Below are 20,357 nucleotides of genomic sequence, written 5' to 3' on the forward strand. Positions count from 1 at the left end.
AGATGTGCGGCACGTTGGTGCGCATCTGGCGGTCGACCTCGATGAAACCGCGGTCGGTGACGGCGATGCCCGCCTTGTCGGCGCCGATCTTCTTGCCGTTGGGGCTGCGGCCGACAGCCTGCAGCACCAGGTCGTAGCGTTGCGGTTCCTTGGGTGCGCCCTCGCCTTCGAAGGTGACGTAGATGCCGTCCTTCTTGGCTTCGGCGCCCACCGTCTTGGTCTTCAACATGATGTTGTCGAAGCGGTAGGCGTTCTTCTTCTGCCACACCTTAACCAGGTCGCGGTCGGCGCCCTGCATCAGGCCGTCCAGCATTTCCACGACATCCAGGCGCGCGCCCAGCGTCGAGTACACCGTGCCCATTTCCAGGCCGATGATGCCGCCGCCAATGATCAGCATCTTCTTGGGCACTTCACGCAGCAGCAAGGCGCCGGTGGAGTCGACGATGCGCTCGTCCTGGGGCAGGAACGGCAGCTTCACCGACTGGCTGCCGGCGGCGATGATGGCCTGCTTGAAACGCAGGGTCTGGGTCTTGCCGTCGGCGCCCTTGACGGTCAGGTGGTTGGCATCGGCGAATTCGCCCACGCCCGTCACCACGGTGACCTTGCGCGCCTTTGCCATGCCGGCCAGGCCGCCGGTCAGCTTGGCGACCACGCTGTCCTTGTAGCCGCGCAGCTTGTCCAGGTCGATCTTGGGCTCGCCGAAGCTGATGCCGTGGGCAGCCAGTTCGCGGGCTTCGTCGATGATGGCGGCGTTGTGCAGCAGCGCCTTGGACGGGATGCAGCCCACGTTCAGGCAGACGCCGCCCAGCGTGCTGTAGCGTTCGACCAGGACCACGGACAGGCCCAGGTCGGCGGCGCGGAAGGCGGCGGAGTAGCCGCCGGGGCCCGCGCCCAGCACCAGCATGTCGTATTCGCCATCGGCCGAACCGCTGTAGGTGGCGGCGGCGGGCGCGGCGGCCTTGGCGGCGGGCGCTTCGGCCTTGGAGGCTTCGGCCTTGGACGCTTCGGCCTTGGGGGCTTCGGACTTGGAAGCGTCCTTCGCAGCCGGCTTGGAGTCGGACTTGGCGGCGCCAGCGTCAGCACCCGAGGCCGCTTCCACTTCCAGCACGACCGCGCCTTCAGCAACCTTGTCGCCGACCTTCACGGCGATGGACTTGACCACGCCGCCTTGCGACGCGGGGATTTCCATCGAGGCCTTGTCGGACTCAACGGTGATCAGGCTCTGTTCCGCCTTGATCGTGTCGCCCACCGCAACCAGCACTTCGATGACTTCCACTTCCTTGAAGTCACCGATGTCCGGCACTTTGATTTGAACGGTATTGCTCATAGGGCTCCCCGTTTACAGCGCGATGCGGCGGAAGTCGGCCAGCAGCGCACCCAGATAGGCGTTGAAGCGCGCGGCCGCGGCGCCGTCGATGACGCGGTGGTCGTAGGACAGCGACAGCGGCACGATCAGGCGCGGCACGAACTGCTTGCCGTCCCACACAGGCTTGTGCGACGAGCGCGACACACCCAGGATCGCGACTTCAGGCGCGTTGATGATGGGCGTGAACGAGGTGCCGCCGATGCCGCCGAGCGACGAGATCGAGAAGCAGCCGCCCTGCATTTCGGCGGGCGAGATCTTGCCGTCGCGGGCCTTCTTGGACAGGTCGGTCATTTCCTGGGCGATCTGCAGGATGCCCTTCTTGTCGGCATCGCGGATCACGGGCACCACCAGCCCGTTAGGCGTGTCGGCGGCAAAGCCGATGTGGTAGTACTGCTTGAGCACCAGGTTGTCGCCGTCCAGCGAGGCGTTGAACTCGGGGAATTTCTTCAGGGCCGCAACCACGGCCTTGATCAGGAAGGCCAGCATCGTGACCTTGATGCCCGACTTCTCGTTTTCCTTGTTCAGCGTGACGCGCAGCGCTTCCAGGTCGGTGATGTCCGCTTCGTCGTTGTTGGTGACGTGCGGGATCATGACCCAGTTGCGGTGCAGGTTCGCGCCGGAAATCTTCTTGATGCGCGACAGCGGCTTGGCTTCGATCGGGCCGAACTTGGTGAAATCGACCTTCGGCCACGGCAAGAGGCCCAGCGCGGCGCCATCGGCCGAACCACCGGCAGCAGCGGCCGCCGGCGCAGCCGACAGGGCCTGCTTGACGAAACCGCGCACGTCGTCGGCGGTAATGCGTTCCTTGGGACCCGATCCCTTGACCTTGGACAGGTTCACGCCCAGTTCGCGCGCAAACTTGCGCACGGACGGCGACGCGTGGGGCAACTGGCCGGGCTTGAGGTTGGCGTCTTCCAGCGCGGCGGCGGGGGCCGGACGCGAGGCGGGCGCGGCAGCCTGCGCGGGCGCCGATTCTGCCTTGGCTTCCGGCTTGGCAGCCGGGGCCGGCGCAGCTTCGGACTTCGCGGCCGGGGCGGCAGCGGCTTGCGCGCCGCCTTCCACCACCACCACGATCGAGCCCTTGGCGACCTTGTCGCCAACCTTGACCTTCACTTCCTTGACCACGCCGCCTTGCGAGGCCGGGATCTCCATCGAGGCCTTGTCGGACTCGACGGTGATCAGGCTTTGCTCGGCCTTGATGGTGTCGCCGACCGCGACCATGACTTCGATGACTTCGACTTCCTTGAAGTCGCCGATGTCCGGCACTTCGATATCGACCGGGCCGCTGGAGGCAGCCGGCGCCGGCGCCGAGGCCTCGGCCTTGGGCGCAGCGGCGGCGGCCTGCTTGGGTTCTTCCTTGGCGGCCGGTTTGGATTCGGCCTTGGGGGCCTCTTCCTTGGCGGCGCCAGCGTCGGCCGCTTCCACTTCCAGCACGACCGCGCCTTCGGCGACCTTGTCGCCGACCTTCACGGCGATGGACTTGACCACGCCGCCTTGCGACGCGGGGATTTCCATCGAGGCCTTGTCGGATTCGACCGTGATCAGGCTTTGTTCCGCCTTGATCGTGTCGCCCACGGCAACCAGCACTTCAATGACTTCCACTTCCTTGAAGTCGCCGATGTCGGGAACCTTGATTTGCACGATGTTGCTCATGTCTCTTTACCCTCAGGCGTATTGCGGGTTGGCTTTGTTCGGATTGATGCCGTACTTCTTGATGGCTTCGGCCACCTTGGCAACCGGCACCTTGCCTTCGTCGGCCAGCGCCCGCAGGGCGGCGACGACGACGAAGTGGCGATCCACTTCGAAGTGCTCGCGCAGCTTGGCGCGGAAATCCGAGCGGCCGAAACCATCGGTGCCCAGCACCTTGTATTCGCGGCCCTTGGGCACGAACGGACGGATCTGGTCCGCAAAGAGCTTCATGTAGTCGGTCGACGCGATGATCGGGCCTTCCGTCTTGGCCAGCTGTTCCGTGACGTAAGCGACCTGCGGCTTCTTCTCGTCGGGGTGCAGCATGTTGTGGCGTTCGGCGTCCAGGCCGTTGCGGCGCAGCTCGGTGAAGCTGGTGACGCTCCAGAGGTCGGAAGCGACATCCCAGTCGGCAGCCAGCAGTTCCTGGGCGGCCATGACTTCGCGCAGGATGGTGCCCGAACCCATGAGCTGCACGCGGTTTTTGCCCTTGCCGTGCGACTTGAGCTTGTACATGCCCTTGATGATGCCTTCCTCGTCGCCCTTGGTCAGACCGGGCTGCGGGTAGTTTTCGTTCATCACCGTCAGGTAGTAGTAGACGTTTTCCTGGTCTTCCACCATGCGCTTCAGACCGTGCTGGATGATCACGGCGAGCTCATGACCGAACGTCGGGTCGTACGACACGCAGTTCGGGATGGTCGAGGCCAGGATGTGGCTGTGGCCGTCTTCGTGCTGCAGGCCTTCGCCGTTCAGCGTCGTGCGGCCGGCAGTGCCGCCCAGCAGGAAGCCGCGCGCCTGCATGTCGCCGGCAGCCCAGGCCAGGTCGCCGATACGCTGGAACCCGAACATCGAGTAGTAGATGAAGAACGGGATCATGATGCGGTTGTTCGAGGAGTACGACGTGGCCGCCGCAATCCACGAGCTCATCGCGCCCGCTTCGTTGATGCCTTCCTGCAGAAGCTGGCCGTCAGCCGCTTCCTTGTAGTACATGACCTGGTCCTTGTCGACCGGGGTGTACTTCTGGCCTTCCGGCGCGTAGATGCCGATCTGGCGGAACAGGCCTTCCATGCCGAAGGTGCGCGATTCGTCGGCCAGGATCGGCACGACGCGCGGACCCAGTTCCTTGTCGCGCAGCACCTGGTTCAGGATGCGCACGAAGGCTTGGGTGGTCGAGATTTCGCGGCCTTCCGCGGTGGGCTCCAGCACGGCCTTGAAGGCGTCCAGCGCGGGGGCCTTCAGTTGCTCGTCGGCCTTGGCGCGGCGGCGCGGCAGGTAGCCGCCCAGCGCGGCGCGGCGCTCGTGCAGGTACTTCATTTCGGGCGAATCTTCGGCCGGCTTGAAGTACGGCAGATCGGCCAGCTTGTCGTCCGGGATCGGGATGCCGAAGCGGTCGCGGAATTCGCGGATCGAGTCCAGCTCCAGCTTCTTTTGCTGGTGGGTCGGGTTCTTGGCCTGGCCGACGTGGCCCATGCCGTAACCCTTGATGGTCTTGGCCAGAATGACGGTCGGCTGGCCGGTGTGGTCGGTGGCCGACTTGAAGGCCGCGTACACCTTGTGGGGATCATGGCCGCCACGGTTCAGGCGCCAGATGTCCTCGTCGCTCATGCGCGACACGGCTTCCAGCAGCTTGGGGTGCTTGCCGAAGAAATGTTCGCGGACGAACTTGCCGTCGTTGGCCTTGTACGCCTGGTACTCGCCGTCGACGGTTTCTTCCATGATCTGGCGCAGGATGCCTTCCTTGTCGTGCGCAAGCAGCGGATCCCAGTAGCCGCCCCAGATCAGCTTGATGACGTTCCAGCCCGAACCGCGGAAGTCGCCTTCCAGTTCCTGGATGATCTTGCCGTTGCCGCGCACCGGGCCGTCCAGGCGCTGCAGGTTGCAGTTGATGACGAAGATCAGGTTGTCGAGCTTTTCGCGGGCCGCGAGAGCGATGGCGCCCAGCGACTCGGGTTCGTCCATTTCGCCGTCGCCGCAGAACACCCAGACCTTGCGGTTGCTGGTGTCGGCGATGCCGCGGGCGTGCAGGTACTTCAGGAAGCGGGCCTGGTAGATGGCCATCAGCGGGCCCAGGCCCATCGACACCGTCGGGAACTGCCAGAAGTCCGGCATCAGCTTCGGATGCGGGTAAGAGGACAGGCCCTTGCCGTCCACTTCCTGGCGGAAGTGGTTCAGCTGGTCTTCGGTCAGGCGGCCTTCAAGGTAGGCGCGGCCGTACATGCCGGGCGAGGTGTGGCCCTGGAAGTAGACCAGGTCGCCGCCGTGGCCTTCGTCTTCAGCGTGCCAGAAGTGGTTCTGGCCGCAGCCGATCATGGTGGCCAGCGAGGCGAACGACGCGATGTGACCGCCCAGGTCGCCGCCATCGGGCGGGTTGTGCTTGTTGGCCTTGACCACCATGGCCATGGCGTTCCAGCGCACGTACGAGCGGATGCGCGTTTCCAGTTCCAGGTTGCCCGGGTGCGCCGGCTCCAGGCCGGGGGGAATCGTGTTGACGTAAGCGGTATTGGGCGAGAACGGGATGTGAGCGCCGGAGCGACGGGCTTCGTCGATCAGGCGTTCCAGCAGGTAATGGGCGCGCTGCGGTCCTTCGCGATCAAGGACGGCTGCCAGGGCTTCGAGCCACTCCTGGGTTTCAAGGGTGTCTTCGTCGTTGGCGGCCTGAACGGCGCCAGCCTGGGCGTTAGAGGACATCGTGTGTCTCCTGTTGGGGTTCGTCGTGACCACACACCCGCTTATTGATCTACTCGCGGACATTGCATGGTAGCCGGGATCATCCGGGCTACCATGCAATGCATGGGGTCGGGGTGTTCAAAGGACCTGCCAGGGGCGGGTTTCCTGTCAGGCGGCATTCTAAGAAAGAAGATTAACCGGTCGCAAGGAAAATTTCATGTTGCGGTACGGCATTTCATAATGCGGAAAGTTGAACAGAAGCTGAATCGCTGAACGCCATACTTTTTACGGTCTACGCCGAATGGTGGACTTGATTCCCGGCAATTCCCTCCCAACACGCACTAAAATGCGCGGTCTACCGGCCCCGAATTCCATGTCCAGCGCGCCCAAGTCCAACATACCCACGCCTTTCCACGACCACGCCCGCACCCGGCGGCGCGGGGTGTACTGGGTCACGCCCGCCATGGTGCTGATCCTCTATATCTGTGTGATGGCGGTGTTCTTCTGGCTGCAGCGCATCCATGACGACAGTGTCATGTTTGTCACGATAGACCAGGAGCTGCGTCAGCAACGCCTGATCTGGGTCGTGCTGGCGCTGTCCTGCGTCATTGTCATCAGCCTGCTCATGCTGTGGCGCTACACCCGCTTCCGGTCCACCGCCGAGGCCGCGCTCATTGCCGAAACGGGTTTTCGGCGCGCCATGGAAAACTCCATGTCCACGGGCATGCGCGTGCTCGACATGGAAGGCCGCATCGCCTACGTGAACCCGGCGTTCTGCCGGATGATCGGCTGGAACGAAGCCGACCTGATCGGCCGCAGCCCACCCTTCCCGTATTGGGTGCCGGGCCGCCACGAACAACACCAGCACACGCTGGACGTGCTGATGTCGGGCAAGACCCCCAGCAGCGGCCTGGAAGTCGAGGCGCAGCGGCGTGACGGCTCGCGCTTCACGGCGCGCATGTATGTGTCCCCGTTGCTGGACCCCAATGGCAACCAGATCGGCTGGATGACGTCCATGACGGACATCACCGAGCCCAAGCGCATCCGCGAGGCCCTGACCGCCGCGCACGAGCGCTTCATGACCGTGCTGGAAGGCCTGGACGACGCCATTTCGGTCACGGCCGACACCCACGACGGGCTGGAACTGCTGTTCGCCAACCGCACGTACCGCCGCGTGTTCGGCGCGCAGACCGGCGGCCACGACGAACTGCTGGCCGGCCGCCGCGGCCGCTTCACCGACGAATCAGTCGAGGTCTTTGCGCCGTCGGTGCAGCGCTGGTTTGAAGTGCACCACCGCATGCTGGCCTGGACGGACGGCCGCCGCGTGCGCATGCAGGTGGCGCGCGACATCACCGAGCGCCGCGGCCACGAGGAAGCGTCGCGCGTGCAGCAGGAAAAGATCCAGCTCACCAGCCGCCTGACCACGATGGGGGAAATGGCCTCGTCGCTGGCGCACGAGCTGAACCAGCCGCTGACGGCCATCGCCAACTACAGCATGGGCGCGGTGGCGCTGGTCAAGGCCGGCCACACCAGTCCCAACATGCTGCTGCCCGCGCTGGAAAAGGCGGCGTCCCAGGCCGAGCGCGCCGGCAAGATCATCAGCCGCATCCGCGAATTCGTGAAGCGCAGTGAACCGCGCCGCCAGCGCGTCGCCATCGGCCGCATCGTCGACAACGCCATCGGCTTTGCCGAAATCGACGCCCGCAAGCGCCGCATCCGCATCGACAGCTTCGTGCCGTCCAACGCGCCGGACGTCCTGGCCGACCCCATCCTGATCGAACAGGTGCTGCTGAACCTGCTCAAGAACGGACTGGAAGCCATGGAAAAGAGCGAGTCCGACGAGCTTAAGGTTGCCGTAATTCTTCACGAGCAGCATATCGAGGTGGCCGTGGTGGACCGCGGCCACGGCCTTGCCGAACCCGAGCGCCTGTTCGAACCGTTCTTCAGCACCAAGTCGCAGGGCCTGGGCATGGGGCTGAACATCTGCCGTACCATTATCGAATCGCATCACGGCCGCCTGTGGGCTGACCCCAATCCCGCCGGCGGTACTATCTTCCGCTTCACCCTGCCCTGCGCTGCGACCCAGACGCAGGCCCAGAACGATCAGTCCGAGGAGTTGCACGCATGAACACGCCCCACCTGTCGAGCACGGTATTCATTGTCGATGACGACGAAGCGGTCCGCGATTCGCTGCGCTGGCTGCTGGAAGCCAATGGATACCGCGTTCGCGCCTACGCCAGCGGCGAGTCCTTCCTGGAAGACTACGACGCCAGCCAGATCGGCGTGCTGATCGCCGACGTGCGCATGCCCGGCATGAGCGGCCTGGAGCTGCAGGAACAGCTCATCATCCGCAACGCGCCGCTGCCCATCGTGTTCATCACGGGCCACGGCGACGTGCCGATGGCGGTGTCCACCATGAAGAAAGGCGCCGTCGACTTCCTGGAAAAGCCGTTCAACGAATCCGACCTGCGCGAAATCGTGGCGCGCATGCTGGAGCAGGCCACGCAGCGCGTGAGCAAGCACCAGGCCCAGAAGGACCACGAAGCTATGCTGGCGCGCCTGACCGCGCGCGAGCAACAGGTGCTGGAGCGCATCGTCGCCGGCCGCTTGAACAAGCAGATCGCCGACGACCTGGGCATCAGCATCAAGACCGTCGAGGCGCACCGCGCCAACATTATGGAAAAACTTGAAGTGACCACCGTTGCAGATTTGATGAAAGTGGCCTTGGCCAAACCCGAGGCACACGCATGACCGCAAGGATTATTGACGGCGCGGCCCTTTCGCAGCGCATTCGCGAAGAAGTCGCCCACCGTGTTTCGGCTTTGGCCGAAAAAGGCACCCGCCCCGGCCTGGCCGTCGTGCTGGTCGGCGCGGACCCCGCCTCGCAGGTGTATGTGCGCAACAAGGTCGCGGCCTGCGAAAAGGCCGGACTGCATTCCGTGAAAGAGCAATACCCGGCCGAGATGACCGAGGCCGAACTGCTGGCCCGCATCGACGTGCTGAACCAGGATCCCAGCATCCACGGCATTCTGGTGCAGTTGCCCCTGCCCAAGCACATGGACGCCCACAAGGTCATCGAGGCCATCGCGGCCGAGAAGGACGTTGACGGCTTCCATATCAGCAACGCGGGCCTGCTCATGACCGGGCAGCCGCTGTTCCGTCCCTGCACGCCGTACGGCGTGATGAAGATGCTGGAATCGGAAGGCGTGACGCTGCGCGGCGCTGAGGCCGTCATCGTCGGCGCCAGCAACATCGTGGGCAAGCCCATGGCCATGCTGCTGCTGCAGGCCGGCGCCACCATCACGATCTGCAATTCCAAGACGCGCGACCTGGCGGCCCAGACCCGCCGCGCCGACGTGCTGGTTGTCGCCACCGGCAAGCCCGGCATGATCGACGGCTCGATGATCAAGCCCGGCGCCGTCGTCATCGACGTGGGCATCAACCGCGGCGCCGACGGCAAGCTGTGCGGCGACGTGGATTTTGCGTCCGCCAAGGAAGTGGCCGGCGCGATCACGCCCGTGCCCGGCGGCGTGGGCCCGATGACCATCGCCATGCTGCTGGTCAATACGGTCGAAGCGGCCGAACGCGCTGCGGGTTGAAGCGTGGATCTCGGAGTCTGACACCCGTGTGAGATGCGCTTCAGCTTGAACGGGCGTCTCAAGGGTGTCAGACACCTGCCGCAACTTGAATGCATGCGCTTGAAACTCGGTGTCTGACACCCGTGTGAGATGCGCTTCAGATTGAACGGGCGTCTCAGGGGTGTCAGACACCTGCCGCAGCTTGAAGCACAAGCATGAAACTCGGTGTCTGACACCCGTGTGAGACGCGCTTCAGATTGAACGGATGCCTCAAGGGTGTCAGACACCTGCCGCAGCTTGAGGCACCCTCCGCACATCTTGGTCAGCCCTTGCGTTCAGGCCGATCGCCCTCACCTGATCCTTATCGCCTTCGCCGGCGCGCCTGGCGCGCCGCCTGCCACTCAATAAGCCGGTAACACCATGACCCAGAACCCCCTGCTCGCTCCCGTGTCCGAACTGGTCGATTACGCGGCCGTCAAACCCGCGCATATCGTTCCCGCCGTCGAGGAACTGCTGGGCATTGCCCGCAAGGCCGTCGACCACGCCGCCGACCCCGCGCTCGCGCCCACCTGGGAAGCCGTGGCCGAGCCCCTGGACACCGCGTCCGAGCGCCTGTGGCGCGCCTGGTCGGTGGCTGGCCACCTGAATGCCGTGGTCAACACGCCCGAACTGCGCGAAGCCTATAACGCCGCCCTGCCGCTGGTCACCGAGTTTTCGACCTGGGTCGGCCTGCACGAAGGCCTGTACAAGCAATACCAGCGGCTGGCTGCCGCACCCGACTTCGCGTCCTGGTCGCCGGTGCGCCGCCGCATCGTCGAAATGGCCTTGCGCGATTTCCGCCTGAGCGGCGTCGAACTGCAAGGCGCCGACCGCGAACGCTATGCCGCGATTTCCGACCGCGAGGCCCAGGCGTCGCAGAAGTTCTCTGAAAACGTGCTGGATTCCATCGATGCGTGGTCGCTGATCGTTGAAGACGAAAACCGCCTGGCCGGCGTTCCGGCGGACGTGATTGCCGCCGCGCGCGCCGCGGCCGAGGAAGACGGCAAGGCCGGCTGGAAGCTCACGCTGAAGATGCCCTGCTACCTGCCCGTCATGCAGTACGCGAATGATCGCTCGCTGCGCGAGGCGCTGTACCGTGGCTACGGCACCGTGGCGTCCGAACAGGGCGATGCCAAGTTCGACAACTCCCCGCTGATCGAAGAACTGCTGGCGCTGCGCGCCGAGGAATCGGGCCTGCTGGGTCTGGGCACCTTCGCCGCGCTGCGCCTGCAGACGCGCATGGCCCGCGACGCCCAGGAAGTCACCGTGTTCCTGCGCGACCTGGCCGCCCGCGCCAAACCGTACGCGCAGCGCGATCTGGCGGAACTTACCGCCTACGCCACCGGCGAGCTGGGGCTGGACAGCCTGCAGCCCTGGGACGTCGCCTACGCCTCGGAACGCCTGCGTGAATCGCGCTACGCGTATTCCGAAGACGAGGTGAAGCAATACTTCACCGAACCGCGCGTGCTGGCTGGCCTGTTTGACGTCATCCAGACGTTGTTTGGCGTACGTCTGACCGAAACGCCCGTGTCGTCCTGGCACGGCGACGTGCGCGGCGTGCGGGTCGAAAGCCCCGAAGGCGCGCTGATCGGCCACCTTTATCTGGACCTGTACGCGCGCGCCGGCAAGCAGAACGGCGCCTGGGTCGACAGCGAGCGTACGCGCCGCGTCGTGGCCGGCAAGGTGCAGACGCCGATCGCGTACCTGACCTGCAATTTCTCGCGTCCCAACGGCGACCGTCCGGCCGTGCTGACGCACGACGACGTCATCACCCTCTTCCACGAAACCGGCCACGCGCTGCACGCGCTGCTGTCCGAAGTCGACGAGCCCGGCGCCGCGGCGTTTGCCAGCGTGGAATGGGACGCCATCGAACTGCCCTCGCAGTTCATGGAGAACTTCTGCTGGGAATGGGCCGTGGTGCAGAAGCTGTCGGCGCACGTGGACACCGGCGAGCCGCTGCCGCGCGCGCTCTACGACCGCCTGGTCGCCGCCCGCAATTACCAGAGCGGCATGCAGACCGTGCGCCAGATTGAATTCGCGCTGTTCGACATGCTGATGCACGATCGCAGCAAGGGCGCGTCGATTTCCGAGGTGCTGGCGCTGTTGCAGGAAGTGCGCAAGGAAGTTGCCGTGCTGTTCCCGCCCGAATGGCATCGCCTGCCGCACGCCTTCTCGCACCTGTTCGCGGGTGGTTATGGCGCGGGCTACTACAGCTACAAGTGGGCCGAAGTGCTGTCGGCGGATGCGTACGAGGCCTTCGAGGAAGCCGCCGCCAGGCAGGCCGGCAACGCGCTGGGCACGCTGGATCCGGAGACGGGTGCGCGTTTCCGCCGCGAAGTGCTGGCCGTGGGCGGCTCGCGCCCGGCGGCCGAATCGTTCGCCGCATTCCGCGGCCGCGCGCCGCGCATTGACGCGCTGCTGCGTCATAGCGGGATGACGGCGAGCTGATGGCGGTGTCAGACACCTGACGCCTGTCGCACGCCGCGCCTGCCAAGACGGCCCGCCATCGCGCGGGCCGTTTTTTTGCTCCGGACTTGCGCGGGCACAAGGCATGGCGGCCGTATGCCACTCTCCTCAGATCCTGCAGGTAGAATCCGAAAGGTTTACCCCCTTCCGGCTACTGGACCCATGCGACACCTGATTACCGGCCGCTTCTTTCGCGGACTGCTGTTGAGCTTGTGTGTGTTTCTTGCCGCCTGCGGCGACAGGAACGTGGACTGGACGCTTTACAACGTCAAGGGCCACCTGCCCGACCTGAAGTTCTCGCTGCCCGGCGCGGGCGGCAAGACGGTCAGCAGCGACGACCTGAAGGGCAAGACGGTGCTGCTGTTTTTTGGCTACGCCAGTTGCCCGGACATCTGCCCGACGACCATGGCGCAGCTGACCGCGGTGCTGCAGAACCTGGGCGACAAGGCCAAGGACGTGCGCATCCTGTTCGTCAGCGTGGACCCGCACCGCGACACGCCGGACATCCTGCAGGCCTACGTCAACGCCTTCAACAACAACGCCATTGGCGTGACGGGCAACGAACGGCAGGTGGCTGACCTGGCGCGCCGCTATCGCGTGGCCTACCAGATAGAAAAGCCCCGCCCCGGGGACGACGCCGACATGTACGAGGTGACGCACAGCCGCGGCGTGTACATCTTCGACAAGGACGGCAAGGCGCGCCTGCTGGCCTCAGACACCGACAGCATCGAGACGCTTACCAAGGACGTGCGCCAGCTCATCGACCTGACCTCCTGACGCGGCGCGCTGGTCCGCACACCAGTTGTTACAACGGTGGCGTACGGGGTGCGGGTATCCGTGGGTATCATCAATCCACTTCGCCCCCTTTTCCCTAGTAAGGAGTACGCGCATGAGCATCATCATCATGATCATCGTCGGGTTCATCGTGGGTCTGATCGCCCGCGCCATCATGCCCGGGGACCAGAACATGGGGATCATCATGACCACCATTCTGGGCATCATCGGCGCCGTCGTTGCCGGCTTCCTCGGCCAGTCGCTGGGGTGGTACCAGCCCGGCGAACCCGCTGGCTGGATCGGATCCGTGGTCGGCGCGATCATCGTGCTGTTCGTGGTGGGCCTGATCGCCAAGAAGCGCACCTGACGTCTGCGTCCTGCATGCAAAGAAAAACGGGCCGATCGCGAGATCGGCCCGTTTTGCATTGCAGGCGCCAGGAATGGCCCTATAAGCAGCCCATAAGCGGCGCCAAGCGCGCCGCTCCTGGTAGCGTCAGCCCGCCGGCGTGACCGGCGCAGCAGGCGCCGCCGCCGTACGTTCCGTCCACCCGCCGCCCAGCACCTTGTACAGCGTGACCAGATTGGTCAGACGCGCCAGACGCGTGTCGACCAGCGCCTGCTGCGAGGTATAGAGCGAGCGCTGCGAATCCAGCACGCTCAGGTAGTCGTCGATGCCCTGCCGGAAACGTTGCTCCGACGCGTCATACGCGCGCTGATTGGCGTCCACCAGCAGGCGTTGGGCCTGGATCTGCTCGTCCAGCGTGCCGCGGCCGGCCAGCGCATCCGCGACTTCGCGGAAACCCGTCTGGATCGACTTTTCGTACTGGGCCACCTGGATGTTCTTCTGCACTTTCGCCAGGTCCAGCCCCGCCAGCAGCGAGCCGCCCGCGAAGATCGGCACGGTGATCTGGGGCACGAAGCTCCATGCCCCCGAACCGCCGTCGAACAAGCCGCCCAGGCTGGCGCTGGCGGTGCCGGCCGAACCCGTCAGGCTGATGGTCGGGAAGAATGCCGCACGCGCCGCGCCGATGTTGGCGTTGGCGCCCTTGAGCTGATGCTCTGCCGCGCGGATGTCCGGGCGGCGGGTCAGCAGGTCGGACGGCAGGCCGGCGGGCAGCGTGGTCGGCAGCATGCTGTCGTCCAGCTTGACTGCGTTGTCCAACGCCGTGGCCATCTGCGGCGACAGCGGCTGACCGACCAGCAGCACGAGCGCATTGCGGTCCTGCGCGGCCTGGCGCGTGTATTGCGACAGGTTGCGTTGGGCCGTGCGCAGCGAGACTTCGGCCTGGCTCAGGTCCAGCGCCGTGGACAGGCCCTGGTCGTAGCTCTGCTTGGTCAGGTTGTAGGAATCTTCCTGGCTCTTGAGCGTGTCGCGCGTCAGGCTGAGCAGCTCCTGATCCGCGCGCAGCGTCAGGTAAGCATTCGCCACCTCGGCGATCAGCGTGAGCTGCGTCGCCGTGCGCGTTTCGTCCAGCGCCAGGTAGGATTCCAGCGCCTGATCGCTCAGGCTGCGGATGCGGCCGAAGAGGTCCAGTTCCCAGGCGGATATGGCAGCGCCAACCTGATAGCTGTGGCTGGTGGTGGCCTGGCCGCTGGGCGACAGGTCGGCCGGCGTGCGCTGGGCAGAGCCCTGCCCGGCCACGCCGATGCTGGGCGCCAGGTCGGCGCGCTGGATGCGGTACTGCGCGCGCGCGGCCTCGACGTTCAGCGCCGCCACCCGCAGGTCGCGGTTGTTGACGAGCGACTGCTCGATCAGCTGTTGCAGCAGCGGATCGCCGAAGAAGTCGCGCCAGCCGATGTCGGCCACGGCCATGCCGCCCGGCGCGGCCGCCTGGGCCGCGTTGTAGGCGGCGCCCGTGGGATACGCGGCGTCGATGGGCGCATCGGGACGCTCGTACGTGGGGGCCAGCGAGCAGCCCGCCAGGGCCGCCGCCAGGGATACAGACAGCAAGGTTCTCATCTGGAGTTTCATTACGGTTGACCCTCCGCCGGCACGTCGTGCGGCCCCTTGGCGCTGGTGTCGTGCTTGTCGACGTTTTCGCTCATGCGCTTGACCTTGAACACGCGCAGCATGATGACGAAGAAGGCCGGGACGAAGAAGATGGCCAGGAACGTGCCGGTCAGCATGCCGCCGATCACGCCCGTGCCGATGGCGTTCTGGCTGCCCGAGCCCGCACCGCTGGAAATCGCCAGCGGGGTCACGCCCAGGATGAACGCCAGGGACGTCATCAGGATGGGACGCAGACGCTGACGGGCGGCGTGGATGGCCGACTCGGTCAGGCTGGCGCCCGCTTCATAGTGCTCCTTGGCGAACTCCACGATCAGGATGGCGTTTTTGGCCGCCAGCCCGATTGTCGTCAAGAGACCCACCTGGAAGAACACGTCGTTGGACAGACCACGCAGCAGCGTCGCCAGCAGCGCGCCGATGATCCCCAGCGGCACCACCAGCATGACCGCGGACGGAATGGTCCAGCTTTCATAGAGCGCCGCCAGGCACAGGAACACCACGATGAGCGAGATCGCGTACAGCGCGGGCGCCTGGGCGCCGGACAGGCGTTCTTCGAACGACAGGCCGGTCCATTCGAAGCCGACGCCGACCGGCAACTTGGCCGCCAGGCGTTCCATTTCTTCCATGGCTGCGCCCGAGCTGTAGCCCGGCGCCGCCTGGCCCTGGATGTTGTACGACGGCACACCGTTGTAGCGGTTCAGCTTCTGCGGGCCGAAGCTCCACGTTGCGCTGGAGAACGCCGAGAACGGGACCATGTCGCCATCCTTGTTGCGCACGTACCATTTGTTCAGGTCTTCCGGCAGCATGCGCGAGGATGCCTCGCCCTGCGCGAACACCTTCTTGACGCGGCCACGGTCGATGAAGTCGTTGACGTACGACGAACCCCATGCGGTGGCGAGCGTGCTGTTGATGTCCGACACGGCCACGCCCAGGGCGCGGGCCTTTTCGCGGTCGATGTCCAGCTGGTACTGCGGCGCGTCTTCGATGCCGTTGGGACGCACGCCCGCCAGCACCGGGCTCTTGCCGGCCTCGCCCAGCAACTGGTTGCGCGCGGCAAGCAGCTTCTCGTGGCCCACGCCGGCACGGTCCATCAGCTGGAAGTCAAAGCCGGTGACGTTGCCCAGTTCCATGACGGAAGGCGGCGGCACGACGAACAGTTGCGCGCGGCGTTCCGTCTTGGCGAAGTGCGCGTTGGCGCGCCCCGCCACGGCGGCAGCCTTCAGGCTGGCGTCGCCGCGCTCTTCCCAGTCGCGCAGCTTGATGAACAGGATGGACGCGTTCTGGCCGCGGCCGCCGAAGTTGAAGCCGTTGACCGCGAACACCGAGGTGACGGCGTCCTTTTCTTCGGTCAGCAGGTACTTGGTGGCGTCGTCGATGACGGCCTTGGTGGCTTCAGCGGTGGCGCCGGCCGGCGTCTGGATCTGGGCGAACAGGATGCCCTGGTCTTCGGCCGGCAGGAACGCGGTCGGGATGCGGGTGAACATCCAGCCCATCGCGATGACCAGCGCCAGGTAGACGACCATCAGGCGCTTGGTGCGGTTCAGGCCGCGGGCGACGGTATTGGCGTAACCGTTGCTGCTGCGCTCGAACGTGCGGTTGAACCAGCCGAAAAAGCCCTTCTTGGCGCCGTGATGGCCCTTCGGAATGGGCTTGAGCAGCGTCGCGCAAAGCGCCGGCGTGAACACGATGGCGACGATCACGGACAGCACCATCGAGGACACGATCGTGATCGAGAACTGACGGTAGATCACGCCCGTGGAGCCGCCGAAGAACGCCATCGGCACGAACACGGCCGCCAGCACCATCGCGATGCCGATCAGAGCGCCGGTGATCTGGCTCATGGATTTGCGGGTGGCCTGCTTGGGCGTGAGGCCCTCTTCGGCCATCACCCGCTCGACGTTTTCGACCACCACGATGGCGTCGTCAACGAGCAGGCCGATAGCCAGCACCATCCCGAACATCGTCAAGGTGTTGATGGAATAGCCGAACGCCGCCAGCACGCCGAACGTGCCCAGCAGCACCACCGGCACGGCCAGCGTGGGAATGATGGTGGCGCGGAAGTTCTGCAGGAAGAGATACATCACCAGGAACACCAGGATGATGGCTTCGACCAGCGTCTTGAACACTTCATGGATCGACAGGCTGACGAACGGCGTCGTGTCGTACGGATAGACGACGTCCATGCCCGGCGGGAAATACGGCTTGAGGTTGTTGATGGTGTCGCGCACCGCCTGCGCCGTGTCCAGCGCGTTGGCGCCCGGCGCCAGCTTGATGGCCAGGCCGGAAGCGGGATTGCCGTTGTAGAAGCTGTCGATGGCGTAGGTCTGGCCGCCCAGTTCGATGCGCGAGACATCACGCAGGCGCACCTGCGAACCGTCGGAGTTGACCTTCAGCAGGATCTGGCCGAAGTCCTCGGCCGTCTGCAGGCGCGACGGTCCGATGATGGTGGCGTTGAGCTGCTGGCCGCGCACGGACGGCAGGCCGCCCAATTGCCCGGACGAGACCTGGACGTTCTGTTCCTTGATGGCGGTGGTGACGTCGACCGTGGTCAGCCCGTAATTGACGAGCTTGGCCGGGTCCAGCCAGATCCGCATCGCGTACTGCGAGCCGAAAAGCTGGAAGTCGCCCACGCCCTGCGTACGGCTGATGGGATCCTGGACGTACGACGCGACGTAATCGGCCAGGTCGTCCTTGGTCATCGTGCCGTCGGTGGACACGAAGCCGGCCACGATCAGGAAGTTCTTCGTGGCCTTGGTGACGCGGATGCCCTGCTGCTGCACTTCCTGCGGCAGAAGCGGCTGCGCCAGCGCCAGCTTGTTCTGGACCTGCACCTGCGCGGTGTCGGGGTTGGTGCCCTGCTTGAAGGTCAGCGTGATGGACATGCTGCCGTCGGAGTTGCTTTCCGACGAGATGTACTGCAGGCCATCAAGACCGTTCATCTGCTGCTCGATCACCTGCACCACGGTGTCCTGCACGGTCTGCGCGGACGCGCCCGGGTAGGTCACCGCGATGCCGATGGCGGGCGGCGCGATGTTGGGGTACTGGGCGACCGGAAGCTGCAGGATGGACAGCGCGCCGGCCAGCATCAGCACGATCGCGATCACCCAGGCAAAAACCGGCCTGTCGATAAAAAACTTTGCCATGCGTGGCTCCTGATTACTGCTTGGCCGGCGCGGCGGGGGCAGCGGCCCCCTGCGCATTGGCCGCTTGCGGCTGGGCCTTGGCGCCGGCTTCGGTGGCAACCACTTCAACGCCGGGGCGGACCATCTGCAGGCCTTCCACGATCACGCGGTCGCCGGCGGCCAGGCCGTCGGTGACGAGCCACTTGTCGCCGATGGCGCGGTCGGTCTTCAGGTCGCGGAGTTCAACCTGGTTCTTGGCGTTGACGACAAGCGCCGTCGGCTGGCCGCGCTGATTGCGCGTCACGCCGCGTTGCGGCACCAGCAGGCCGTCGGCGGCCACGCCGTCAGCCAGGCGCGCACGCACGAACATGCCGGGCAACAGACGGCGGTCGGGGTTGGGGAACACGGCGCGCAGCGTGATCGAGCCGGTGCCAGGGTCCACGGTCACTTCGGAGAACTGCAGCTTGCCGGACTCTTTGTATTGCGAGCCGTCTTCCAGCGTCAGCGTGACCTGCGCGGCCTGCTCGCCGTCCAGCTTCTTGAGCTGGCCGGTGGCCAGCGCGTCCTGCAGGCGCAGGAGCTGCACGCTGGACTGCGTGACGTCGACGTAGATGGGGTCGATCTGCTGCACCGCGGCAAGTGCGCTGGTCTGGTTGGCGGTCACGAGCGCGCCTTCGGTCACGGCCGAGCGGCCAATGATGCCGTCGATCGGCGACAAGACCTTGGTGTAGACGAGATTGATGCGGGCCGTGTCCAGCGCCGCCTTGGCCGACAGCACGTCGGCGGCGGCCTGATCGCGCGAGGCGACGGCATTGTCGTAGGTCTGCTGACTGACCGCGCGGGTGGCGACCAGCGGCTTGTAGCGCTCGGCCAGCAGGGCGGCGGTCTTTTGCTGCGCCTGGGCGCGAGCCAGCGCGGCCTTCTGGCTGTCGACGTTGGCTTGGTAAAGAGCGGGATCGATCTGATAGAGCTGTTCGCCCGCCTTGACCTCGCCGCCCTCGGTAAAGAGGCGCTTCTGGACGATGCCGTTGACCTGCGGGCGGACCTCGGCGACGCGGAACGCAGAGGTGCGGCCGGGCAGTTCGGTAGTCAGGGAAACGGGCTGCGTCGCCAATGTGACGACCGTCACTTGCGGCTTGCCGCCCTGAGGCGCCTCTTGCTTCTTGCCGCAGGCGGCCAGTGTGAGGGCCGATGCCGTCAGCGCGACAACGGCCGCACCGCGCCACATAGCGCTTTTCTTATTCATAGATTGCATTCCCGATTTCAATAAAGGTAGCCCCACGCCGCGCATGCGCCGCGTGCCTGATAGCCGTGAAAGGCCGTTTTGCCTGGGGCGATTCTGCGAAGAACATCAGCCCGTCGGACCGTCTTGGCGCGGTCCGTGGCGTTCGACCTGGGTGGATTCGCGTAGAACACGCAAGGCTGGACATTTATCGCATTGCTGCATTGCAGAACTCGCATTCTGAGTTATCCCGCTTTAGAAACAAAGGGGCATGTTGAGAAAACATCATTCCATTTATGGGACAATCGTGCGATCCGCACTGTGACAAAATCGCGCCATGAAACGCCTACAGGGAATGGAACTCTTCGTCGAGGTCGCCAAAACGCACAGTTTTAGCCGCGCTGCGGCAACGCTGGGCGTCCCCAAGTCGACCTTGTCTCGCCAGGTGGCCGAATTGGAGCGGTCCGTGGGGTTGCGGCTGCTCAGCCGCACCACGCGCAAGGTGGAACTGACCGATGCCGGCCGGCTGTATTTCGAACGCTGCCAGCGCATCGTGGCCGAAGCGCAGATCGCCCATGAAGAATTGCAGAAGCTAGTCGACACGCCCACCGGGCCGCTGCGGGTCAACATGCCCGCGGATTTCGGCACGGATTTCCTGGCTGAGTCGTTCATGGAGTTCTCCCGGCGCTATCCCGATGTGACGTTTTTCCTGGACCTCGCGAACCCGGACCACGCGTCTCGCGTGTTCCAGACCTGCGACGTGTCGATCGAAATCGGCGACCTGCCCGATTCGACCCAGATTGCAAGACTGCTGGGCATGCTGCCTGCCTACCTGTATGCCTCGCGCGATTACCTGGAAAAGCACGGTGAACCGAGGCATCCCAGCGACCTGACCCGGCACGAGTGCATCGAGTTCCGCGCGGAAGGCGCAGGCCGCGTGACGCGCTGGCCGCTTACGAACGGCGAGCAGCACATCGAGTTCACGCCGGGCAACCGGTTTTCCGTCAACGGCGTCGCCATGGCCCGGCGCCTGGCCATGCTGGGCGCGGGCATCGCGGTGCTGGTGGGTGGTCAGATGTCGGAACAGCAGTCAGGCCAGTTGCAGCGCGTACTGCCCGATTGGCAGTTGGGACCGTTTCCGGTGCATGCGGTCACGGAGACGCGGCTGCTGCCCGCCAAAACGCGGATCTTCATCGAATTCCTGATGGAGCGCCTGGGCAGCCACTGGCAAGCGAAGGATACGCCCGGTTTCATGAAATCCCGCTGAGATCGAAACCGACTGAAAAACCCTTCGGACGCTGACAAGTGTTGTCGAGTCAGGTGACCAATGCTGCGAGCGGTGTCTCGCTGTCGGTGTCAGACACCCTCTGGAGGGCAACTCAGGATGAAGGGGCGCTCACCAGGGTGTCAGACACCTGCGCTGGAGGCC

Annotated in this window: 13 protein-coding genes; 7 read left to right on the forward strand and 6 right to left on the reverse strand. The window is 65.2% G+C overall.

The window, feature by feature from the left end:
- The 3 genes from B2W22_RS28455 to aceE all read right to left on the reverse strand — a co-directional run.
- The coding region (locus B2W22_RS28455) for a dihydrolipoyl dehydrogenase family protein (RefSeq protein ID WP_349679463.1) at positions 1-1,327 on the reverse strand (1,327 nt) is incomplete at its 3' end.
- A 12-nt stretch (positions 1,328-1,339) separates the two neighbouring features.
- Positions 1,340-3,019: a dihydrolipoyllysine-residue acetyltransferase gene (gene aceF / locus B2W22_RS19195; RefSeq protein WP_286939225.1), complete on the reverse strand. Its 1,680-nt coding sequence runs from the start codon at positions 3,017-3,019 to the stop codon at positions 1,340-1,342.
- A gap of 12 nt (positions 3,020-3,031) precedes the next feature.
- The gene (gene aceE, locus B2W22_RS19200; RefSeq protein ID WP_175138964.1) at positions 3,032-5,740 is read right to left on the reverse strand and encodes a pyruvate dehydrogenase (acetyl-transferring), homodimeric type; all 2,709 of its coding nucleotides are present in this window, start codon (positions 5,738-5,740) and stop codon (positions 3,032-3,034) included.
- A gap of 352 nt (positions 5,741-6,092) precedes the next feature.
- Between aceE and B2W22_RS19205 the strand changes: the two genes are divergently transcribed.
- The 6 genes from B2W22_RS19205 (at position 6,093) to B2W22_RS19230 (ending at position 12,943) form a co-directional block, all read left to right on the forward strand.
- Positions 6,093-7,847: a PAS domain-containing sensor histidine kinase gene (locus tag B2W22_RS19205; RefSeq protein ID WP_105238467.1), complete on the forward strand. Its 1,755-nt coding sequence runs from the start codon at positions 6,093-6,095 to the stop codon at positions 7,845-7,847.
- A complete protein-coding gene (locus tag B2W22_RS19210) occupies positions 7,844-8,470 on the forward strand; it encodes a response regulator transcription factor (protein WP_056570132.1) in 627 nt (208 codons plus the stop codon). Before B2W22_RS19205 ends, B2W22_RS19210 begins: the two co-directional genes overlap by 4 nt.
- The gene (folD, locus tag B2W22_RS19215; RefSeq protein ID WP_286939227.1) at positions 8,467-9,318 is read left to right on the forward strand and encodes a bifunctional methylenetetrahydrofolate dehydrogenase/methenyltetrahydrofolate cyclohydrolase FolD; all 852 of its coding nucleotides are present in this window, start codon (positions 8,467-8,469) and stop codon (positions 9,316-9,318) included. The genes B2W22_RS19210 and folD overlap by 4 nt, the downstream gene beginning before the upstream one ends.
- 399 nt (positions 9,319-9,717) lie before the next feature.
- Positions 9,718-11,784 carry a M3 family metallopeptidase gene (locus tag B2W22_RS19220; protein ID WP_286939229.1) on the forward strand — a complete coding sequence of 689 codons (2,067 nt, stop codon included), beginning with the start codon at positions 9,718-9,720 and terminating at the stop codon, positions 11,782-11,784.
- A 180-nt stretch (positions 11,785-11,964) separates the two neighbouring features.
- Positions 11,965-12,579, forward strand: coding sequence for an SCO family protein (locus tag B2W22_RS19225; RefSeq protein ID WP_175126079.1), 615 nt, complete (start codon positions 11,965-11,967; stop codon positions 12,577-12,579).
- Between the two features lie 112 nt (positions 12,580-12,691).
- Positions 12,692-12,943, forward strand: coding sequence for a GlsB/YeaQ/YmgE family stress response membrane protein (locus tag B2W22_RS19230; RefSeq protein WP_008158223.1), 252 nt, complete (start codon positions 12,692-12,694; stop codon positions 12,941-12,943).
- A gap of 126 nt (positions 12,944-13,069) precedes the next feature.
- Here B2W22_RS19230 and adeC read toward each other — a convergent pair whose 3' ends face one another.
- From adeC to B2W22_RS19245, 3 genes are read right to left on the reverse strand one after another with little or no spacing between them, the layout of a single operon-like run.
- Entirely contained in the window at positions 13,070-14,548 is a 1,479-nt protein-coding gene (adeC, locus tag B2W22_RS19235; protein WP_286939233.1) for an AdeC/AdeK/OprM family multidrug efflux complex outer membrane factor, read from the reverse strand.
- Complete coding sequence (locus tag B2W22_RS19240; RefSeq protein ID WP_175185178.1) at positions 14,548-17,727, reverse strand: efflux RND transporter permease subunit; 3,180 nt, start codon at positions 17,725-17,727, stop codon at positions 14,548-14,550. The genes adeC and B2W22_RS19240 overlap by 1 nt, the downstream gene beginning before the upstream one ends.
- Before the next feature lie 13 nt (positions 17,728-17,740).
- On the reverse strand, positions 17,741-18,934 hold the full coding sequence (locus tag B2W22_RS19245; RefSeq protein WP_175185213.1) for an efflux RND transporter periplasmic adaptor subunit: 1,194 nt from the start codon (positions 18,932-18,934) through the stop codon (positions 17,741-17,743).
- Positions 18,935-19,283: 349 nt separating this feature from the next.
- Here B2W22_RS19245 and B2W22_RS19250 point away from each other — a divergent pair, with 349 nt between their 5' ends.
- A complete protein-coding gene (locus B2W22_RS19250; RefSeq protein ID WP_175126096.1) occupies positions 19,284-20,195 on the forward strand; it encodes a LysR family transcriptional regulator in 912 nt (303 codons plus the stop codon).
- The last annotated feature ends 162 nt before the right edge of the window (positions 20,196-20,357 follow it).

The organism is Achromobacter sp. UBA4530, from assembly GCF_002388205.1.
Taxonomy (GTDB): domain Bacteria; phylum Pseudomonadota; class Gammaproteobacteria; order Burkholderiales; family Burkholderiaceae_B; genus Achromobacter; species Achromobacter animicus.

Coding starts and splice junctions, on each gene's coding strand:
- aceF (WP_286939225.1), bottom strand. CDS start 3,019: ATGAGCAACATCGTGCAAATCAAGGTTCCCGACATCGGCGACTTCAAG.
- aceE (WP_175138964.1), bottom strand. CDS start 5,740: ATGTCCTCTAACGCCCAGGCTGGCGCCGTTCAGGCCGCCAACGACGAA.
- B2W22_RS19205 (WP_105238467.1), top strand. CDS start 6,093: ATGTCCAGCGCGCCCAAGTCCAACATACCCACGCCTTTCCACGACCAC.
- B2W22_RS19210 (WP_056570132.1), top strand. CDS start 7,844: ATGAACACGCCCCACCTGTCGAGCACGGTATTCATTGTCGATGACGAC.
- folD (WP_286939227.1), top strand. CDS start 8,467: ATGACCGCAAGGATTATTGACGGCGCGGCCCTTTCGCAGCGCATTCGC.
- B2W22_RS19220 (WP_286939229.1), top strand. CDS start 9,718: ATGACCCAGAACCCCCTGCTCGCTCCCGTGTCCGAACTGGTCGATTAC.
- B2W22_RS19225 (WP_175126079.1), top strand. CDS start 11,965: ATGCGACACCTGATTACCGGCCGCTTCTTTCGCGGACTGCTGTTGAGC.
- B2W22_RS19230 (WP_008158223.1), top strand. CDS start 12,692: ATGAGCATCATCATCATGATCATCGTCGGGTTCATCGTGGGTCTGATC.
- adeC (WP_286939233.1), bottom strand. CDS start 14,548: ATGAAACTCCAGATGAGAACCTTGCTGTCTGTATCCCTGGCGGCGGCC.
- B2W22_RS19240 (WP_175185178.1), bottom strand. CDS start 17,727: ATGGCAAAGTTTTTTATCGACAGGCCGGTTTTTGCCTGGGTGATCGCG.
- B2W22_RS19245 (WP_175185213.1), bottom strand. CDS start 18,934: ATGTGGCGCGGTGCGGCCGTTGTCGCGCTGACGGCATCGGCCCTCACA.
- B2W22_RS19250 (WP_175126096.1), top strand. CDS start 19,284: ATGGAACTCTTCGTCGAGGTCGCCAAAACGCACAGTTTTAGCCGCGCT.